We start from the raw sequence: 18,408 nt of genomic DNA on the forward strand, positions 1-18,408 counted from the left end.
GAGCACTTTCATCTTCTAATAAGGTGGGAGTGCTCTTTGCTCCTTTTTTATTATTATTGGAGGAATTATGAAGCTAGCTGATTTTGCAGAGTCTGCTCGCGCGCTATTTAAGCGGCTGACTCGTATGCGCGCTAATAAGTCCTCCAAAAGTGCGGAATCTTCCGCAAGCTCTGGAATCGCTGCATCTTCCGAAAATACTGAATCTGCGCAGTCTACGCAGTCTTCGTAATCTTCATCATCACAAGAGCAATCTTTCCCAAAACCAATGTCCACACTTCGCAAGCTGGCTGAGCTGATTGCGCTTGTTACTATTGGCGTTTTGTGTTTCAGCTATCCTGTGGTTTCTACTTTGGTCAACAATCACGCTGCCAAAGAACTCTCAATCTAGTACGATAAATTAAATAAGGAAAAGACTAAAGAAAATCGCGCGGAAATTTTGGGAAAAGCGCGTGAATACAACGCTCGCCACAAGGCGATTATTAGCGCGGACCCGTATAACGGCAATAACGACTACATGGACACTCCCGAATATAAAGAGTACGAAAAAGTGCTTAGTGATGTCGATGCTGAAGGCGTTGTGAAAATACCGAAAATTGACGTGAGGCTGCCGATTTACCATGGAACTACTCAAGATACTCTCGCGATGGGAGCGGGGCATTTGTACGGCACGGATTTGCCGGTGGGCGGCAAAAGCAGGCACACGGTTGTGACGGCGCATACGGGTATGCCGGATGCCACAATGTTCGACGATTTAAACACGCTGAAAAAAGGTGATTACTTCTACTTTGACGTGCAAGGCAAGACTCTTCGATACAGAGTGTTTCGCATAAATGTGGTGGAGCCGAACGATATTCGTTTGTTGCGGCGCGAAAAGGGGCGCGACTTGGCGACGCTGATTACGTGTACCCCGTATGGAGTTAACACGCACAGGCTGCTCGTGACGGGGTATCGTGTGTTGCCGGATCCTGCTAACGTGCCGGGCGACCATATGCAGTGGTCGTTGTGGATGACGTTGTTTGTGATATCGATGGTGATGTCTGCGGTGTTGATGGCGATGATGCTGATTGCGTCGTTGCGAAAGAAGAATGGTGTGAGTAGTGTGCAAGGCAGGCATTTGCTGGCGGTTTCGCGCAAAATGTTGCGTAAGTTGCGCAAACGACCTGCCTGAGCGCAGCAATGCGACACGCCGGCTTGCGTGCAAGCTCATTCTGAGTATAGTAGTTACTCGGTTCGCGAAACGAGCCAAGATAACCAACGCCCCTTTAGCTCAGTTGGTTAGAGCAGCTGACTCTTAATCAGCGTGTCCAGGGTTCGAATCCCTGAGGGGGCACAAGCGAAACCCAAGCTTCACTGCTTGGGTTTTTTCGTATCTAATCTCTCCGTCACGCATATGCAGCAGCGCGCGTTTGTCCTTCTTTGCGGTCAAGCTGGAAACATGACCTCGTCAAATATGATGCCGCAATTATTCCAGGATGATGCCCAGCTTGAACAGCCGCAACCGTCGCAACAACCGCTGCTAAATTTAGCACAGTCGCAGTCGCAACAAGTTCAGTCGCAGCTGCAATCACTTACGCCGCAGCAAGCTCAGCCGCGACAGCTCCCTCTAAAAGCCGCCGACACGACTGCCGAAAATCCATGGCCTGTTGCCGTTTTAAGCCAAAAGTTCCACAGTGCAGTAGAACGCTGGCCAGCCGCGTGGATTGAGGGTCAAATCGTCGAAATTAACATGCGCCGCGCTTCTTCCGGTTACATCACCCTTCGCGACAGTAATGAAGAAGTGTCGATTTCCGTAATGGGCTTCAGCAATTTCGTGCAGCAGGCGCGCGAACTTCGCCAGGGTGACCGCGTAGTCGTTCACGGCAAGGCGGATATTTGGGTAAAAGCCACGCGTTTGAGCTTCGTTGCAGACGAAATCCGCCGCGTCGGTGCCGGTGACTTAAAAGCGCAAATTGACGAGTTGCGAAAAAAGCTTAAGGGCGAGGGCTTATTTGACGCTGAAAATAAGGTTCCGCTGCCGGAATTTCCTAAGTGTGTCGGTCTCGTGTGCGCTCCTCAAGCGCGCGCGGAGGGCGATGTTATTACGAACGTGAATTTGCGCTGGCCTGTTACGCGCTTCAAAGTTATTCACGCGCACGTGCAGGGCGTGCAGTGCCCGGCGGATATTATTGCCGCAATTAAGCAGCTCGACGCGGATCCAGAAGTTGACGTTATTATCGTTGCTCGCGGCGGTGGAAGCTTTGAAGATTTGATTGGTTTTTCAGATGAGGGTGTGGTTCGCGCTACTGCTGCGTGCGTGACGCCGATTGTGTCTGCAATTGGTCACGAGGACGATTGGACGCTGATTGATTTGGCTGCAGACATGCGCGCTTCGACTCCTACGGATGCTGCAAAGCGCGTGGTTCCAGACGTACGCGAGCAGTGGCAGCTTATTGATAACGCGTTGCAAACTATGCGCATGCGAATTTCTGCGCGCGTAGACAATGAGATTCGTCTCGTTGAAGGTTATGCGAATCGCCCGAGCCTTACGCGCCCGAGCACTATGCTTGAGCCGCACGAGCGTTTGGTTGAGCAGGCTGTTGAGCGAATGCGTCACGGTTTGGTGCGACTTCTTGACGACGCGAGTTTGACTGTTGAGAAGGCTCACGCGAGCTTGACTGCGCTAAGTCCGCAATCGACTTTGAATCGCGGGTACGCTGTTGTGCAGCTCAGTGGTGGGCGAGTGCTTGACGATGCGGCTTTAGCGAAAGTTGGCGACGATATGACAGTTACGCTTAAAAGTGGCGTGGTTCTTGGCAAGGTGACTGGAACAAAGTCAGCTGTTACTAAGTCTGCTTTCATAAAGCCAAGTAAAAAGTCAAGTAAGTAATTTTTTAGATATTTTAGATATTTATTTAGATACAACGAAAGGTTAGATATGAGTGAGAAAGTAACGAAAAAAGCGGAAGAATCAGCAGAAAACACAGAATTTGCAAGCACACTTACGAAAGAAGAGCGCGCTGCGATTGAGACGATGCCGTACGAAGAGGCTCGCGAAAAGCTGGTTCAGGCGGTTCAAGCGTTGGAAGCTGGCGGTTTGACACTAGATCAGTCCATGCGTCAGTGGGAGATTGGCGAGGCGCTGGCAAAGCGCGCGCAGGGTTTGCTTGCCACGGTTCGCGCTAAGTTGGACGCGGCACAAGCGGAACAATCGGCGACGGCGGCTACGGCTGGCACGCAGTCTAATCTTGAGGATTAAGCGCGCCGCAGTGACACGCCATAGTGTATAATTGCCATTTGTTGCCTCGGTAGCTCAGTGGATAGAGCACCACTCTCCTAAAGTGGGTGTCGTCAGTTCGATTCTGATCCGGGGCACTTTTATGTGTGGACGTTGTGCAGTTTATATTTGTGCAATGGTGTTGTGTGCTGTATAATTCGCCTATTTTTTGTTGACAAATATTAGTTTCTTTCGTATAATTGAGTAGTGGTGAAGCCAGGCAGTGTCTGGTTCGCGAAGAGCCAATCAAGCGATTGATTGGCTCTTCGTGCATCTAATAGCGGGGGATTGGTGGGGATGATGGTGATTTATAAACCTTTTACTACTATCAGACAACAAATAGAATTACTTAAGTCTAGAGGAGTAGTGTTTCCTGATGAGATTAAAGCTATGGAAATACTTGAAAGAGAAGGTTACTATAGCGTTGTAAATGGATATAAAAATCCATTTCTTGAGTCAAAAAATTCGAATAAATATGTTCAAGGAACAAAGTTTGAACACATTTATTATCTTTTTAAATTTGATCGTGAACTTCGCAGTGTTATCTTTGCAGCTACAACTAGAGCAGAAGCATTGTTAAGGTCATCATGTTCATATTGCTTTAGCCAAATGCACGGTAATGAAGTTAATGCTTACCTTAATGAAACTAACTATGAAGATCCAAAGGAATCAGGTGGTTTAATTAAAGCATTTAATCGAATTATAGAAAATAATAAGTCAAATAATCAAAAATTAAATATAGGAAAAGAGTACATACGACATTGTATCAATAATCACGATGGGCAAGTTCCATTATGGGTTTTATCTAATGATTTGACTTTCGGACAGATGTTCTGGTTTTACAAAGCGCAAACTAAATGCGTTAGAGGTTTGGTTGCTAAAAAATATACTGAACTTTATAATTCTTCACACTGTTCTCAAAAAGATATTACGTCAATAAAAATTGATTCTATTTATAGAAGAATTAAAGAGTTCAGAAATATTTGTGCGCATGATGAACGTTTGTATTGTGCTAGACCGCATAGTGATAATGCAACAGTCTTTCAGCTTATTAAAGATTTCGACATATTATTAGAAACTAGCTATTATCTAGAGTTTTTAGAGAAGATTGAAAAATTACTTGTTGCGCTTTGCGATAAAGTTCCAAATTGCTCTAAAAATGTTATTGAATGCATTGGAATGTCTAGTATTGATGAATTTTATGATTGGAAAAATAAAATTAAAGAAAATATTATCTTGAATAGTAACTTGTCTGTTCCAAACGAGGCAACGCTTAAGGCTATGAATCACGCTAATCAAATTATGAATGGCAAAATTTCTGACGATGGCATTGCTTTTAGCAATGCTAATGAAGCTAAGGCATTTTTGGATAATATGTCATGAAAATGTCATGAAAATTATTCGCGAGTCGCGAAATTATTCCTAATGTTAGGGGATAGTGTTAGATTATTTCTAACTTAAGCGATGATCCGTTATCGGCGGGGAGTTTTCGGAAGAACGGCGAGGATTCGTAAGGTTTTCGCTTATTAGAACCGACGGGGTTGGCCCGCACAGCCAAACACGAGAGGCTATGGGAATAGTTCGATTGCGTTGCATATTTGTGTTACGCACTTGCGTTATGCATTGCGATACACGTTACGTAATCATCTTATAGCAAGCGAGGTGGTACCGCGGCAGTAACTGTCGTCCTCGCAGGGAAATATTCACCCTGTTGAGCGAGGAGAGCACAGTGAGCGAATCCACTAATCCAGCAGCAAACGCGTCCGAAAATACGTCCGCAAATCACGTATACCCAAAGGTAAGTGTTTCAGCATCAACGCAAGAAAACTCCGGCGCGCAAGTTGCACCAAATCCTTCCTTCCCAAAGCTTGAAGAATCAGTTCTCCAATACTGGGATGCAAACAACACTTTCCGCAAGTCAATCGAATACCGTCCGTCCGGCAAGGGTAGTCAAAACGAGTTCGTGTTCTTCGACGGACCTCCATTCGCAAACGGTCTTCCTCACTACGGCCACCTGCTCACAGGCTACGCAAAAGACGTCGTTCCGCGCTATCAGACTATGCGCGGTCGCAAAGTAAACCGCGTTTTTGGTTGGGATACTCACGGTCTTCCTGCAGAGTTGGAAGCGCAGAAGGAACTCGGCATCGAGTCGGTTGAGCAAATCGAAAAAATGGGCATCGCAAAGTTTAACGATGCTTGCCGTGCCAGCGTTTTGAAGTACACAAACGAGTGGCAAAACTACGTGCATCGTCAGGCTCGCTGGGTTGATTTCGAGCGCGGTTACAAAACGCTGAACATTCCATACATGGAATCCGTAATGTGGGCTTTTAAGCAGCTTTATGATAAGGGCTTGGCTTACAAGGGTTACCGCGTGCTTCCGTACTGCCCGAAGGACCAGACTCCGCTTTCCGCCCACGAGCTTCGCATGGATGCGGACGTTTACCAGAATCGTCAAGATACTACCGTTTCCGTGGCCGTTAAGCTTCGCGACGAAGCCGACGCTTACGCAGTCTTCTGGACCACTACTCCTTGGACTGTGCCAACCAACTTCGCAATCGTAGTTGGCGCAGACATCGACTACGTGGAAGTTCGCCCAACTGAAGGCAAGTTCGCAGGTAAAAAGTTCTACATCGGTAAGCCTTTGCTTGGCTCCTACACTAAGGAACTTGGCGAAAATTACGAAGTTGTGCGCGAACTTAAGGGCGCTGAGATGGCTGGTTGGCGCTACTACCCAGTGTTCCCATACTTTGCAAGCGATTCCGCGCTTTCCGAGGGTGGCACTCCTGGTCCTAACGCTTTTACGATTTTCACTGCAGATTATGTTGACACCGCTGAAGGTACTGGTCTCGTTCACCAGGCTCCTTACGGCGAGGACGATATGAACACGCTTAACGCGCACGAAATTCGCAGCGTTGACGTGCTCGACGCAGGCTGCAAGTTTACAAGCGACTGCCCAGATTACGAAGGCTTGTACGTTTTCGACGCGAACTTGCCAATTTTGCGTAACTTGCGTGCAGGAGACGGTCCGCTTGCTCAAATGCCGGAAGATCAGCGCGCGTTGCTATTCCAAGAAAAAAGCTACGTGCACAGCTATCCTCATTGCTGGCGTTGTGCAACTCCGCTTATTTATAAGCCTGTTTCTAGCTGGTTTGTGTCTGTTACGAAGATTAAGAAGCGCTTGCTTGAGCTTAATCAGGAGATTAATTGGATTCCTGGAAACGTTAAGGACGGTCAGTTTGGTAAGTGGCTTTCTAACGCGCGCGACTGGTCGATTAGCCGTAACCGCTTCTGGGGTTCGCCAATTCCAGTGTGGGTGAGTGACGATCCAAAGTATCCTCGCGTAGACGTGTACGGTTCTTTGGAAGAGCTTAAGGCTGATTTTGGCGACTATCCGCGCGATGACGACGGCAATGTGAATATGCACCGCCCGTATATTGATCGCCTTACTCGTCCAAATCCAGACGATCCTACTGGAAAGTCGCAAATGCATCGTATTACGGATGTTCTCGACTGCTGGTTTGAGTCTGGTTCCATGCCTTTCGCGCAGTTCCATTATCCGTTTGAAAATAAGGAATTCTTCGAAGAGCACTTCCCATGCGACTACATCGTTGAATATATTGGTCAGACTCGTGGCTGGTTCTACACGCTTCACATTATGGCTACGGCTCTATTCGACCGCCCAGCTTATAAGAACGTGATTTGCCACGGCATCGTGCTTGGTTCCGACGGCCAGAAGATGAGTAAGCATTTGCGCAATTACCCGGATGTGAACGGCGTTTTCAACGAGTACGGCTCGGACGCAATGCGCTGGTTCCTCATGTCTTCGCCAATTTTGCGCGGTGGCAATTTGATTGTGACTGCAGACGGCATTAGGGATACGGTTCGTCAGGTTATGCTTCCAGTTTGGAGCTCGTACTACTTCTTCACTTTGTATGCGAATGCTGCAAACGGTGGTAAGGGTTATGACGCTCGTCGCCTTCGCGCGGATGAGGTTGCAGGACTTTGCAACATGGATCGTTATTTGCTTGCTCGCACGCGTTTGCTTGTTGAGCGCGTAGAAAAGTGCTTGAACGCGTTTGCGATTAGCGATGCTTGCGCAGCAGTTGGCGATTTTATTGACGTGCTTACGAATTGGTATATTCGCGGCAGTCGTGACCGCTTCTGGAATGAAGACGAGACTGCTTTCAACACGCTTTACACTGTGTTGGAAGTGTTCATGCGCACGATTGCTCCTCTTGCTCCTATGGAAGCTGAGGCTGTTTGGCGCGGTCTTACCGGTGGCGAATCCGTGCATTTGGCTGATTGGCCTTATTTGGTGGAGCCTGAAACTCTTTCAGACGGTGAGAAGAACCCTAAGGCTGGAACAGTCACTGAGCTTGGTGCTGTTCTTGCTCATGACGATGCTTTGGTTGCTGCTATGGATAAGGTTCGCGAGGTTGTGTCTTCTGCGCTTTCGTTGCGTAAGGCGGAACAGTTGCGCGTACGCCAGCCATTGGCAAACTTGACGGTTGTTGCAGAAAATACTGCTGCTGTTGAGCCTTACGAGCAGGTTCTTGAGCGCGAGCTTAACGTGAAGAATGTTACATTCTGCACTTTGGAAGACGCAAGCAACCACGGTTTGAAGATTGTTCACGAGCTTAAGGTGAATGCGCGCGCGGCTGGTCCTCGTTTGGGTAAGCAGGTGCAGTTTGCTATTAAGTCTTCTAAGAGTGGCGATTGGCGAGTTGACGAGTCTGGCGCTCCTGTTGTTCAGACTCCAAACGGCGAAGTTGCGCTTGTTGAGGGCGAGTATGAGCTTGTAAATCGCGTTGAGTCTTCGGATGCTCAAGCGGCTGCGAATACTGCTTCTGCTGCAATGCCAACTGGCGGTTTCGTTATGCTCGACACTGCTTTGACTAGCGATTTGCTTGCTGAAGGTTACGCTCGCGACGCTATTCGCGCTGTTCAGGATGCCCGTAAGGAGAACGGTTTGGATATTAGTGACCGAATCGCTTTGACTTTGAGCGTGCCAGCTTCGGACGTTGTTAAAGTTGAGCAGTTCCGCGATTTGATTGCGGAGGAGACTTTGGCTACGAGCTTCGAGGTTGTTGAGGCTGATTCTAGCGCAACTGAGCTTAGCGTAACTCTTAAGCGTGCGTAAAACACAACTAACAGCTAATTAACTAAACAAAACGTGCCGGTGTATTTCAATACGTCGGCACGTTTTGTTTTACTTCTAGTTTTATTTGACTACCGTGTTGTAGCTACTCTAAAGAATTTCATTATTCTCAATATCCATCCAGGCATAATAAAAGTGACGTGCTTTTGTTCGTTCGAGTGGTTCTCTATAATTGGATGCTCCAAATCAAAGTACTCAAGTACGTCTTCGCCGTTATCGAATTTTCTATCAATTTCTTTTCCGCTTATCTCTTTACTTTTTGTGGTGTTTTTCATAATATTGTTCCTCCTTCTTTCGTGATCTTCTTACAGAAATAATACGAATTCGATTATTTCTTTTTGTTATTACTGCAGTCCAATGTTTGCTGTCTATCTTTCCAAAAACTAAGTAGCGAGAGTCATCATTGCCTGAATTTTTGGATTTGATTTCAGTTATTTCATTATTCCAAAGTATTTGAGCTTTTTTGAAACTGATACCATGTTTAGCTAAATTTTTTAAGCTCTTTGCAGGATCGTACTCAAAATTCATACTCACCTTCTATCGTCTATTTTAACGTAAAATAGCATCAATTGAAACTATTTTTAATGATTGTTGTTTTGTATTAAGTATCGTAAATGCTTTAAGTCGGCTTTCCTAGATTTTTTTACGCATTGTGGTTAAAGGCTATTTATAGAAGCAAGCGCTACCGCATTGAGCTTGCTTGAAGCGCACAATGCAGCTTCAAGCAAGAGCAGTTAATTAACATTTTTTGGATTGTTGGTCGTCAGATTACGCTTTCTTAAGAGAATAAAGAAAGCGTAATCGAGTGCGCGCCGACGCTGAAAGCACACTGTGCTTTCAGCATTGAGTCGGTGCTACCGCATTGGGTCTCTTTTCGCGCTACGCTTAATCGAAAAGCGAGTCAATGTGACACCCCGTTTTCTATGGGTTCCTATAGTGTCGATAAGACAACAATACAAATTTTTACTCGATTTGTGTTTTGCGTTAATTTATATTGCATGATATTCAAAAAGAAAGTGCAGGTGACGAAATGAGTAAAGATGAGAAGGGTCGGTGTATTTCGTTCACGCTATAAGCGTGATTCATCTAGCGTCACCGTTCCTACTGGAAATAATTCTGGCATTATTATCGGAAGTATAATTATTGCAATTTTTGTGATTTTGGCAATTTTTGCCGATGCTTTTACTGCAATCACTGGCAATAATCCTTATGATGAGCATCCAGAATATTTAGATTTTAATTCTGTTCCAACAGGTTTTGGTGGCATTAATTTCCAGCATTGGTTTGGTCTTACGCCACTTCGTGGTCTTGATATTTTTGCAATTGTGGCTCATGGCGCGCGCGTATCTCTTGGAATTGGCGTCGCTTCTACCATAATATCGCTATTTCTTGGCATCGTAATCGGCATGATTGCAGGGTATTTCAGTGGTTTTGCAGATGCTTTGCTTTCGCGCACAATGGACGTGTTCTTCGGTTTCCCGTTCCTGATTTTTGCGATTGCTTTGTCTGCTGTTGTGCCGCAAGATTTTCCGCGTCCGCTTCTACTAATACTTGTTTTAGGATTTTTTGGTTGGCCAAGTATTGCGCGTTTAGTTCGCGCTCAAACTCTTACGCTTAAATCTCGCAATTTTGCAGTTGCATCTCGCGTAATGGGAGCCGGTACGTGGCATGTTCTTCGTGAACAAATAATGCCAAATATGATGCCGTTGTTGCTTGTGAATGTAACGTTCCTTATTCCTGGACGAATTGGAGCTGAAGCTGCGTTGTCTTTCCTTGGCGTTGGTATGAATCCGCCTTCGCCTTCGTGGGGTCGCGCTATTGCGGAAGCTGTGCAGTGGGTTTTAGTTGACCCATGGTATTTACTTTTCCCTGGAACTGCACTGTTCTTGCTAACTTTCGGTTTTAATCTTGTTGGTGACGGTTTGGCCAGTGCTCTTCAGCCTCGCGCTAAAAAGGCGGCGACGGCATGAGATATAAGGAAAATATTAGTAATAGCGATACAAAAAATAGTAATAGCAGTACGAAAAATATCAGCAATAAGCAGAATGTAAATAATACGCAGAAGAAAAATATGCAACAAAATATTGGTAATAACAGCAATAATGAATCCGCAAAAAACCCGCGAATTATTAGCAAAACCGTAGATTTTCTTACGTTTTTAATAAAGCGTTCAGCAAGCGCGGTACTTGTTTTAACACTGATTGCAGTTGTATTATTCCTTATTTTCTTTATGCTCCCAGCGAATCCTGCGCAACTAGCTTGCGGAAAGCCGTGCACTCCTGAGCGTTTGGCTCGAGTTTCCGCATTTATGGGCACGGACGCGCCGTGGTATGAGCAGCTTGGAAACTATATTCGTGGGATATTTTTTGGACGAGAATTTGGAACTAATTCTGCATCCTCAGGAATTTCAGCCGCTGGTGACGCAATTATCTGCTCGTCTCCATGCTTAGGCTGGTCCTTCACGCTTAACGAACCAGTCACAGATCTTATTATGAGCCGTTTTGCTGTGACAGCTTCTTTGGCGATTGGCGCTGCATTACTTTGGGTAATTATTGGTGTAGTAACCGGAGTGATTTCTGCTTCTAAAGAAGGATCGCTTTTTGATCGTGCATTTAGAGCGCTTTCTTCAGTGGGGATTTCGTCCCCTGCTTACCTGATTGGTATGCTTGCAATACTTGCTTTTGCAGTATATCTGCCAATTTTCCCTACAGGCGGTTATGTGAATTTTTCGGATGATCCTTTAGGTTGGCTGCAGCATTTGCTACTTCCGTGGATTGTTTTGGCACTTCTTAACGCTGCTTATTATACGCGACTTACTCGTGCTCATATGCTTGACGAGTTGCAACAGGATTATATGCGCACTGCCTTGGCTAAGGGTATGCCGCGAACGAAAGTTATAACTCGTCACGCTCTGCCTAACGTAATGCTTCCTGTGCTAACAATGTTTGGCTTGGATCTAGGCGGTTTGCTTGGCGGTGCTGTGATTACTGAGAGAGTTTTCTCTATGCAAGGTTTGGGTTCGCTACTTCTTGATTCTGTTAAAAATCTTGATTTGCAAGTGCTGGTTGGTGTGACGCTTTTTGCGGCTGCGCTTGTGATTGTTGCGAATCTTATTGTTGACATCTGTTATCGTTTCATCGATCCTCGTGCCGCAGTCTGTTAGTGCCTTTCGAGTGAAATTGTTAGTGGGCGAGGACTAAGCGCTTGCGTTTGCTTGATGCTGCTCGTGTCAGCTCGCTCACTTTTTCTCAAGTTCAAAAATGTTAAATAGCTTATGCGCGAGTTTTAAAGAATTAAATTTTAAATAGAAAAGATTAAAGAAATAAGGGGATTATTATGTTCATTTTCAAAAATAATACGGCTTCAAAGAAAATTCTTGCTTCAACAGCAGCTTTTTCACTACTTACAATTTCACTACTTTCGCTTTCAGCTTGCACAAATTACAACTCTGGGAAAACCAGTATTACGAACACTTCCGTGCTAAATTCTAATCCTAAAAAAGGCGGAACTTTTACAATATTTACGTCAAATACGAATATGAATTTCGATCCAGCGCGCAGTCAGGGTTTGCCAATTACGTCAAATAATTTCATCTTCCGCGCACTTACTACGTGGAAAGTAAGTCCGGATTCAAGCGAGCAAACGCGCGTAGTTCCAGATTTGGCAACGGATACTGGCACAACAAGTGACGGCGGAAAAACTTGGAAATACACTCTTAAAAAGGGTGTTAAGTATGAAGATGGAACCGAAATCACTTCGCACGATATTAAATTTGGTATTGAGCGCTCGTTTGCAGATTCGTTAAGCGGTGGTTTTGGATATCACAAAACTCTTCTTGTTGGAGCTGAAAACTATAGAGGACCATTCGACGGAAAGTCGCTTGATTCGATTGAAACTCCAGATAATCAAACGATTATTTTCCATTTGAAAGCACCTTTTGCAGATTGGCCGTGGGTGACATCTTTGGCTGCATTTGTGCCAGTTCCAACTAGTTCAGGCGATGCTCAGATATATAGTAAAAGGCCGAAATCTTCAGGACCATACAGGATTGTGCAGAACGAAGTTGGAAAGCAAGTTGTAATGCAACGCAATAAGTATTGGGATTCCAAGCTTGACAGTACTCGCACAGCTTCTGCAGATGAAATTGTGTGGAAACTTGGTTCAGACACTACTGTTTCAGCTCAGTCTATGATTCAAGGAAATACGGATACAAAAGCCGCATTTTTGGCTGATTTTGTGCCGCCTGCTCAGCTTGCACAAGCTCAAGCGCATCCTCAATCTCGCAAGTTGCTAACTACTAGTAGTGATGGTGCTCTTGAATATTTGGCTATGAATACGCGCAGAATAACGGATATCAATATTCGAAAAGCGATTCAGTATGCTGTTGATAAGCAGTCGTATCGAACTGCGAAGGGCGGCGAAATTGCTGGAGGTTTTGCTACTACGCTTATTACGCCTGGTATTTCTGGTCGAAAGCAGTTTAATTTGTATTCTGAAGATCCTCGAGGGAACGTTGAGAAAGCTAAACAACTGTTGAAAAAATCAGGTAAAACCGATATTAAGTTGATTCTGATTGCTCGTCCGGATCAAACGCAAGTGGCATCTTCTGTGCAATCAAGTTTAAAGCGAGCTGGTATTAAAGTGACGATTAAAACTGTTGACGCAGTAAACTTTACGGATGCAATTACGTCAAATTCCGGAGATTACGATTTGGCTTTGGCTTCGTGGCAGCCTGATTTTCCTTCTGCTTTTGCGAATTTGGGACCGCTTTTTGATTCTTCGCAAATTGGCGGCGGTAACTGGAATATTTCTCGTTATTCGAATCCTAAAGTAGATGCTTTAATTCGCGAAGCTGTGCAAACTGTTGACGAGAATTCGGCTCATAAACTGTGGCAAAAGGCGGATCACGCTATTATGGAAGATTCTCCTGTTGTTCCGCTTATTTACTCGCATAATACGTTTATTCATGGAAGCGGTGTTGAGAATTTCTACATCGGAAGTTTTCCTGCTTACCCTAATTATGCAGCTGTGTCTTTGAATAGGTGATTGAAGATGACGAATTTGGATGCGCAAGCTTTGGATAATAAAGATTTGGATGCGCGTAAAAGAATTGTTATAAGTGTTGAAGATTTGTCGGTTTCGATTGACGGTAGGCAAATTACACGCAATGTTTCTATGCGATTGCGTGCTGGAATGGTTTCTGCGTTAGTAGGCGAGTCCGGTTCTGGAAAGTCACTTACTGCGCTGGCTCTTATGGGATTGCTCGATAATAATGCGCGTGTTGAAGGGAATGCGGCACTTCTTAACGCTTCGGATGCTAACGAATCTTTTATAAATTTGCTTAGCGAAGATGCCTCTTATGAGCATATTCGCGGTGGTATGATTGGCATGATTTTTCAGGAGCCGTCCAGTGCGTTTAATCCTGTGAAAACAATTGGCAAGCAAATAGAAGAAGCGCTAATATATCATCCTGAAAAAGCAGGAAAGCTTAGCCAAAGAGAGCGTAAGAAGCGTGTGATTTCGCAGCTTCTCGAGGTTGAGTTGAGTGATGCTGAGCGCGTGTATCGTTCTTATCCGCATGAGCTTTCTGGCGGCCAACTCCAGCGTGCGATGATTGCTATGGCTTTAATAAATCGTCCACAAGTTTTGATTGCAGACGAGCCTACAACAGCACTCGACATCACCACGCAACGAGATATTTTACGTCTTATACGTAATTTGTCGGAGAAATTACAGCTTGCTGTATTAATTATTACGCACGATATGAGTGTTGTGCGCGCGCTCGCAGATGAAATGTATGTAATGCAAGGCGGGAATATTGTGGAATCTGGCGAAGTTCAGCATATTTTTGCGAATCCTAAGCACGAATATACGCGCACTTTGCTAGATTCTGTTCCTAAATTTGATATGCAATATGCTTCAAGTGGTGATTCTTATGAAAGTATAGAAGAAGTAGCAAAAGCAATTGCTAAGAATATTGCTAAGAATATTTCTGAATCTCCAGGATCTGAATCTCCAGTAGTTGAAGTTCAAGGCGTAAGTGTGAAGTATTCGCATGCTCGTTTTAGCAAAAATTCAAATAAGCTTGCTCTCGCTAATGCAAACTTGCGCATTAACTCTGGCTCTACACTAGCTTTAGTCGGGGAGTCTGGAGCTGGGAAAACCACTATTGCAAAGCTTATTTCTGGGCAAATCAAACCAAATTCAGGATTAGTGCTACTTAATGGAGAAAACTTAAACAGATTAAACAATAAAGCTCGCCGCCAAGCATTATCGCGAATTGGATACGTTTTTCAAGATTCAGGTTCCGCACTAAATCCGCGTAAAACCATTGGCTGGAGTATTGCAGAACCATTACTTTTACACACGAATCTTGATGCCAATGAGCGTTTAGAGCGCGTTGAAGAAATGCTTAATCAAGTACAACTGCCAGTTGAATTCGCAAGCCGTTTTCCTCACGAGCTTTCCGGAGGTCAAAGACAGCGCGTAGGTATTGCGCGAGCGTTGATTTTGCAGCCTTCTCTGCTTATTGTGGATGAGCCAACTTCTGCGCTTGACGTAACAGTGCAACGTTGTGTACTTAACTTATTGCATGATTTGCAACAAAAATACCGTTACGCATGCTTGTTTATTACTCATGATGTTGGCGTTGTGCAAGAAGTTGCTAGCGAAGTTGCCATAATTAGAAATGGCAGCGTTCAATATATTTCGTAGTATGTTTTCCTAGTATGTTGACACTCGCCATTACGATAGTAAGCGTTTTTAGGAGGTAGTTTATGGCATCGTCGGCAGCAATTGGCGTTTTTGATTCTGGGCTTGGAGGCATTTCCGTGGCTCGTCAGTTGCATGCTGCTCTGCCGCATGAGCGAATTATTTATTTCGGCGACTCTGCAAACGCGCCATACGGCATTAAAACGCCTGAAGAAGTTAAAAAGTTAAGCTTTGCAATCGTCGAGCATTTTGTTCGTTTAAATGTAAAAGCTGTTGTAATTGCTTGTAATACTGCCACTTCCGCAGCTGTGAACGATTTGCGCGCGCATTACAATATACCTATCATAGGTATGGAGCCGGCGCTTAAATTAGCTTGTGATTTAGGTAAAGGTGAGCCTCAGCGCGTAATCGTAGCTGCAACTCCGCTTACTCTTCGCGAGCGCAAGTTTGCGGATTTGCTGCAACGTTTTTCGCAAAATAACACGATTTTTTCGCAGCCTTGTCCTGATTTAGTGCGTATTGTTGAGCGTGGGGAGCTTAATAATCGTGATGTAGTTTTTGCTGCTCTTCACAAGTATTTCGACGAGTATGATTTAGACAGTATCGATTCGGTTGTGCTGGGCTGCACTCATTTTGTGTTTTATAGGGATTATTTCCGCGAGTTTTTGCCTGCGCGCACGAATATTGTTGACGGCAACGAAGGAACTATTAATCATTTGCGCAAAATATTGGAACTTAATAATGAGCTTGCAAGCGATTCTCAAGAAGGCAGCATAACTCTTACTAATTCGGATACAAGCTTGCGCATGCAGCAACTTGCGAAGAGCTTGTGCTGAAAGACTTGCGTTAAGATTTTGCGTTAAAAATCGCTCTTATTCAGCCAAAAAATACTTTAGAATATTGGCACAAAATCAAAGTAAGCAATGCCGCAACCCAAAGCACATCTATTAGCAAGTCGTATCGCAAACGGTAATAGCTTTCAACCAAGCTAAAACGCTTAACAAGCAACTTTTGCGAACTTACGCTTGCGTGAGTCAAAGATATAAATTGCATTGTTGTGGAGAACATAAGCACAATGCACCACGGGCACAACGCGTGAATTACGAACATAGATTGCGAAAACAGCCAGTAAGCATAGACAAGAGCGCATAACCCACCAAGCCAAGTGCAGATTGCGAACCATCGCGGCACGCGTACGCGAATCATTCCAATAACTGCGAGCGTTACGAATACGCTTTCTGCAGCAATTCCAAAGAATGCGTTTGGGAAGCTTAATTCGCCAAATTTCACAATTTCTGCCTGCCAAGTTTGTGCAACTCTAGAGCAGGACACAACGCTGTTAAAATCGCAGCTGAGCAGTTTTTTAGGTGCGCGCGCTAAAGCAAGGGTTTCAGCAGAAAGTATAAGCGAAGTTACGAGTGCTACTGCAGAGAAAAATAGCATAATGCCATACGTCCATGCTGCAGAGTGCCTCCATCCGCTAAGTGTTGTTTCATAGTTTTCTTTAGCGGCGTCAGTTTGCTTCATTGCTGCTCCTAAAAGTTACTAATTGCGAATGATGTGAATAATAATAAATAATAGCAAATAATTATGTGTGCATATTCATTTCTCGTTACATGGCACAGTTTACGATGATTATATGACCGCAATAAGCAACAACCAACGTGAAGCATCAAATCATGCTAGCGATAGCAACTCCAGCATGATGAGTTTTGCGCGCGAACGCTGGGATTTGCACTGTCATACTGTTTATTCAGACGGTACTGCAACTCCAGAAGATTTAATTACGCAAGCTAAAATCGTTGGTTTGCAAGGTGTTGCTATTACTGATCACGACACAACTGCAGGATGGCATGATTTTCAAGAGGCTGCTAAAGCTTCGAATATGCCAGTATTATTTGGTTCGGAGATTACTGCGCAAGACTCAGGCGTGTTTGTGCACATGCTCGCATACCAGTACAATCCGAAAAATAGCATGATTGTGAGCATGTTTGAGCTTACTAGGAAGCGTCGTTTTGATCGCACAAAGCGTATGGTTGAATGTATGTCGCGCGATTTTCCAATTACTTGGAATGACGTTTTGGCTCAAGCGAAGCTCGGTGACTTAACTACGATCGGGCGGCCGCATATCGCTGATGCTTTAGTAAAAGCTGGCGTGTATAAAACGCGTTCTGAAGCTTTTGCTGGGCCTATTTCTCCGTGCAGCCCGTACTATATACCAACTCCTTCTCCAAATGTTCGTGAAGTTATTGAGGCTGTTAAAGATGCTGGAGGGGTTGTTGTTATTGCGCATCCTGCCGACCCTACGCGTAACCGCGTGCTTCTTTCGGATAATCAAATTATATCGTTTGCTAAAGCTGGTCTTGACGGTTTAGAAGTGTATCATCGCGGAAATTCTAAAGCACAGCGTGAAAGACTGCTTTCTTTAGCGAGTAAGTGCGATTTGCTTGTGACGGGCGGCTCGGATTGGCATGGCTACGGTAAGCCAAATCGTTTGGGCGAAGAAACAACAAGCCGCGAAGTAGTATCGGAAATACTCTTGCGCGGCTATAAGCTCTAAATTCCTTATTTACTATTTGTTTAATGTGGCGCGAGTTTTGGGGGATTTCTTTCCTCGCGCGTCCCGTCCTTCGTGCGCTCTGGCTGCTAAAAGTGCTTATTGTGTTCGCCTTTCTTTAAAGAATGTAGCTTCTCAGTCCTCTTTTAGCGCTCGTAAAGAAATCCCCCAAACTCTGCGTGTTTAATCGTTAATAACCGTGTCTATCGCAGAGATTTTTCGATTTTTCTTCTTCGCTTGGCGAATCAGCAGCCTGAGGCTCTGACGTTCGCCGCGCTCAGTGCGAAAAATCTCAAATCTCTACCCACGCGAACATCCCATGCAACTAGAGCCGCGCAATAGGCTATGTTGTGTGCGTTGTAGGTACATCCGGAGTAGCGTATGCGGTAGCACAGATGCTAGTGCTCACTAAGCAATAAGTAATTAGCTTCTGCAGAGCAATACTGCAAAGCTTCAGAAGGTTTGGCTAGAGTTCGTTATTTTAGTTGAGTGCTCCGAAACCTACTGAATGCTTTGGTGTATCGCCGATGAGCGCGTAAGACAGCGACGAAGCTGAGACCATAATAGTGCGCCCATTTACGTCCGTAAACTCAAGCATATCTTTGGAATCGTTAATCACTTTGCGCACTTCTTCTGCGCTTTGGTTGGTTTCAAAATCGATGGAATCAGAAACGTTTTTTACTCCTAAAACAACTCGCATACATACTCCTTTTGCTTTTTACGCTATTT

Annotated in this window: 14 protein-coding genes, 2 tRNA genes and 1 pseudogene; 13 read left to right on the top strand and 4 right to left on the bottom strand. The window is 44.9% G+C overall.

Translation table 11 applies throughout. The features are described 5' to 3' along the window. The first annotated feature begins 67 nt into the window (after window positions 1–67). From HXT44_RS01880 to ileS, 7 genes and pseudogenes are all read left to right on the top strand, one after another. A pseudogene (locus HXT44_RS01880) lies at window positions 68–1,168 on the top strand (class C sortase). 88 nt (window positions 1,169–1,256) lie between these two features. Continuing rightward, window positions 1,257–1,330 (top strand) — tRNA-Lys (locus HXT44_RS01885). Between the two features lie 120 nt (window positions 1,331–1,450). Beyond that, complete coding sequence (xseA, locus tag HXT44_RS01890) at window positions 1,451–2,866, top strand: exodeoxyribonuclease VII large subunit (protein WP_041160555.1); 1,416 nt, start codon at window positions 1,451–1,453, stop codon at window positions 2,864–2,866. Between the two features lie 48 nt (window positions 2,867–2,914). Beyond that, complete coding sequence (locus tag HXT44_RS01895; protein WP_004110585.1) at window positions 2,915–3,235, top strand: exodeoxyribonuclease VII small subunit; 321 nt, start codon at window positions 2,915–2,917, stop codon at window positions 3,233–3,235. A gap of 43 nt (window positions 3,236–3,278) precedes the next feature. Continuing rightward, window positions 3,279–3,351 (top strand) — tRNA-Arg (locus HXT44_RS01900). Window positions 3,352–3,511: 160 nt separating this feature from the next. Further along, window positions 3,512–4,636, top strand: coding sequence for an Abi family protein (locus HXT44_RS01905; RefSeq protein ID WP_219705410.1), 1,125 nt, complete (start codon window positions 3,512–3,514; stop codon window positions 4,634–4,636). A gap of 346 nt (window positions 4,637–4,982) precedes the next feature. After that, complete coding sequence (ileS, locus tag HXT44_RS01910) at window positions 4,983–8,393, top strand: mupirocin-resistant isoleucine--tRNA ligase (protein ID WP_012913935.1); 3,411 nt, start codon at window positions 4,983–4,985, stop codon at window positions 8,391–8,393. An 89-nt stretch (window positions 8,394–8,482) separates the two neighbouring features. Here the strand turns inward: ileS and HXT44_RS01915 are convergent, their stop codons facing one another. Both HXT44_RS01915 and HXT44_RS01920 read right to left on the bottom strand, forming a co-directional pair. Then, a complete protein-coding gene (locus HXT44_RS01915; protein ID WP_033888599.1) occupies window positions 8,483–8,686 on the bottom strand; it encodes a hypothetical protein in 204 nt (67 codons plus the stop codon). Next, complete coding sequence (locus HXT44_RS01920; protein WP_004110572.1) at window positions 8,664–8,939, bottom strand: BrnT family toxin; 276 nt, start codon at window positions 8,937–8,939, stop codon at window positions 8,664–8,666. Before HXT44_RS01920 ends, HXT44_RS01915 begins: the two co-directional genes overlap by 23 nt. A gap of 512 nt (window positions 8,940–9,451) precedes the next feature. On the opposite strand from HXT44_RS01920, the gene HXT44_RS01925 reads away from it, so the two are divergent. The 5 genes from HXT44_RS01925 to murI all read left to right on the top strand — a co-directional run bounded on the left by HXT44_RS01925 (window position 9,452) and on the right by murI (window position 15,958). After that, entirely contained in the window at window positions 9,452–10,381 is a 930-nt protein-coding gene (locus HXT44_RS01925; protein WP_004110570.1) for an ABC transporter permease, read from the top strand. Further along, window positions 10,378–11,574: an ABC transporter permease gene (locus tag HXT44_RS01930; RefSeq protein ID WP_415692926.1), complete on the top strand. Its 1,197-nt coding sequence runs from the start codon at window positions 10,378–10,380 to the stop codon at window positions 11,572–11,574. Before HXT44_RS01925 ends, HXT44_RS01930 begins: the two co-directional genes overlap by 4 nt. 173 nt (window positions 11,575–11,747) lie before the next feature. Next, window positions 11,748–13,457, top strand: coding sequence for an ABC transporter substrate-binding protein (locus HXT44_RS01935; protein WP_421783031.1), 1,710 nt, complete (start codon window positions 11,748–11,750; stop codon window positions 13,455–13,457). Between the two features lie 6 nt (window positions 13,458–13,463). Further along, a complete protein-coding gene (nikE, locus tag HXT44_RS01940; protein WP_102703406.1) occupies window positions 13,464–15,125 on the top strand; it encodes a nickel ABC transporter ATP-binding protein NikE in 1,662 nt (553 codons plus the stop codon). 62 nt (window positions 15,126–15,187) lie between these two features. Then, window positions 15,188–15,958: a glutamate racemase gene (murI, locus tag HXT44_RS01945; protein WP_012913941.1), complete on the top strand. Its 771-nt coding sequence runs from the start codon at window positions 15,188–15,190 to the stop codon at window positions 15,956–15,958. Between the two features lie 40 nt (window positions 15,959–15,998). On the opposite strand, the gene HXT44_RS01950 is transcribed toward murI, so the two are convergent. Further along, window positions 15,999–16,649: a vitamin K epoxide reductase family protein gene (locus HXT44_RS01950; RefSeq protein ID WP_004110557.1), complete on the bottom strand. Its 651-nt coding sequence runs from the start codon at window positions 16,647–16,649 to the stop codon at window positions 15,999–16,001. Between the two features lie 175 nt (window positions 16,650–16,824). Between HXT44_RS01950 and HXT44_RS01955 the strand changes: the two genes are divergently transcribed. Then, window positions 16,825–17,682: a PHP domain-containing protein gene (locus HXT44_RS01955; protein WP_102703408.1), complete on the top strand. Its 858-nt coding sequence runs from the start codon at window positions 16,825–16,827 to the stop codon at window positions 17,680–17,682. Between the two features lie 478 nt (window positions 17,683–18,160). Here HXT44_RS01955 and HXT44_RS01960 read toward each other — a convergent pair whose 3' ends face one another. After that, a complete protein-coding gene (locus tag HXT44_RS01960) occupies window positions 18,161–18,379 on the bottom strand; it encodes a DUF3107 domain-containing protein (RefSeq protein ID WP_004105154.1) in 219 nt (72 codons plus the stop codon). Window positions 18,380–18,408: the final 29 nt, after the last annotated feature.

Source organism: Gardnerella sp. DNF01198P (assembly GCF_049244165.1).
In the GTDB taxonomy this organism is placed as follows: Bacteria; Actinomycetota; Actinomycetes; order Actinomycetales; family Bifidobacteriaceae; genus Bifidobacterium; species Bifidobacterium swidsinskii.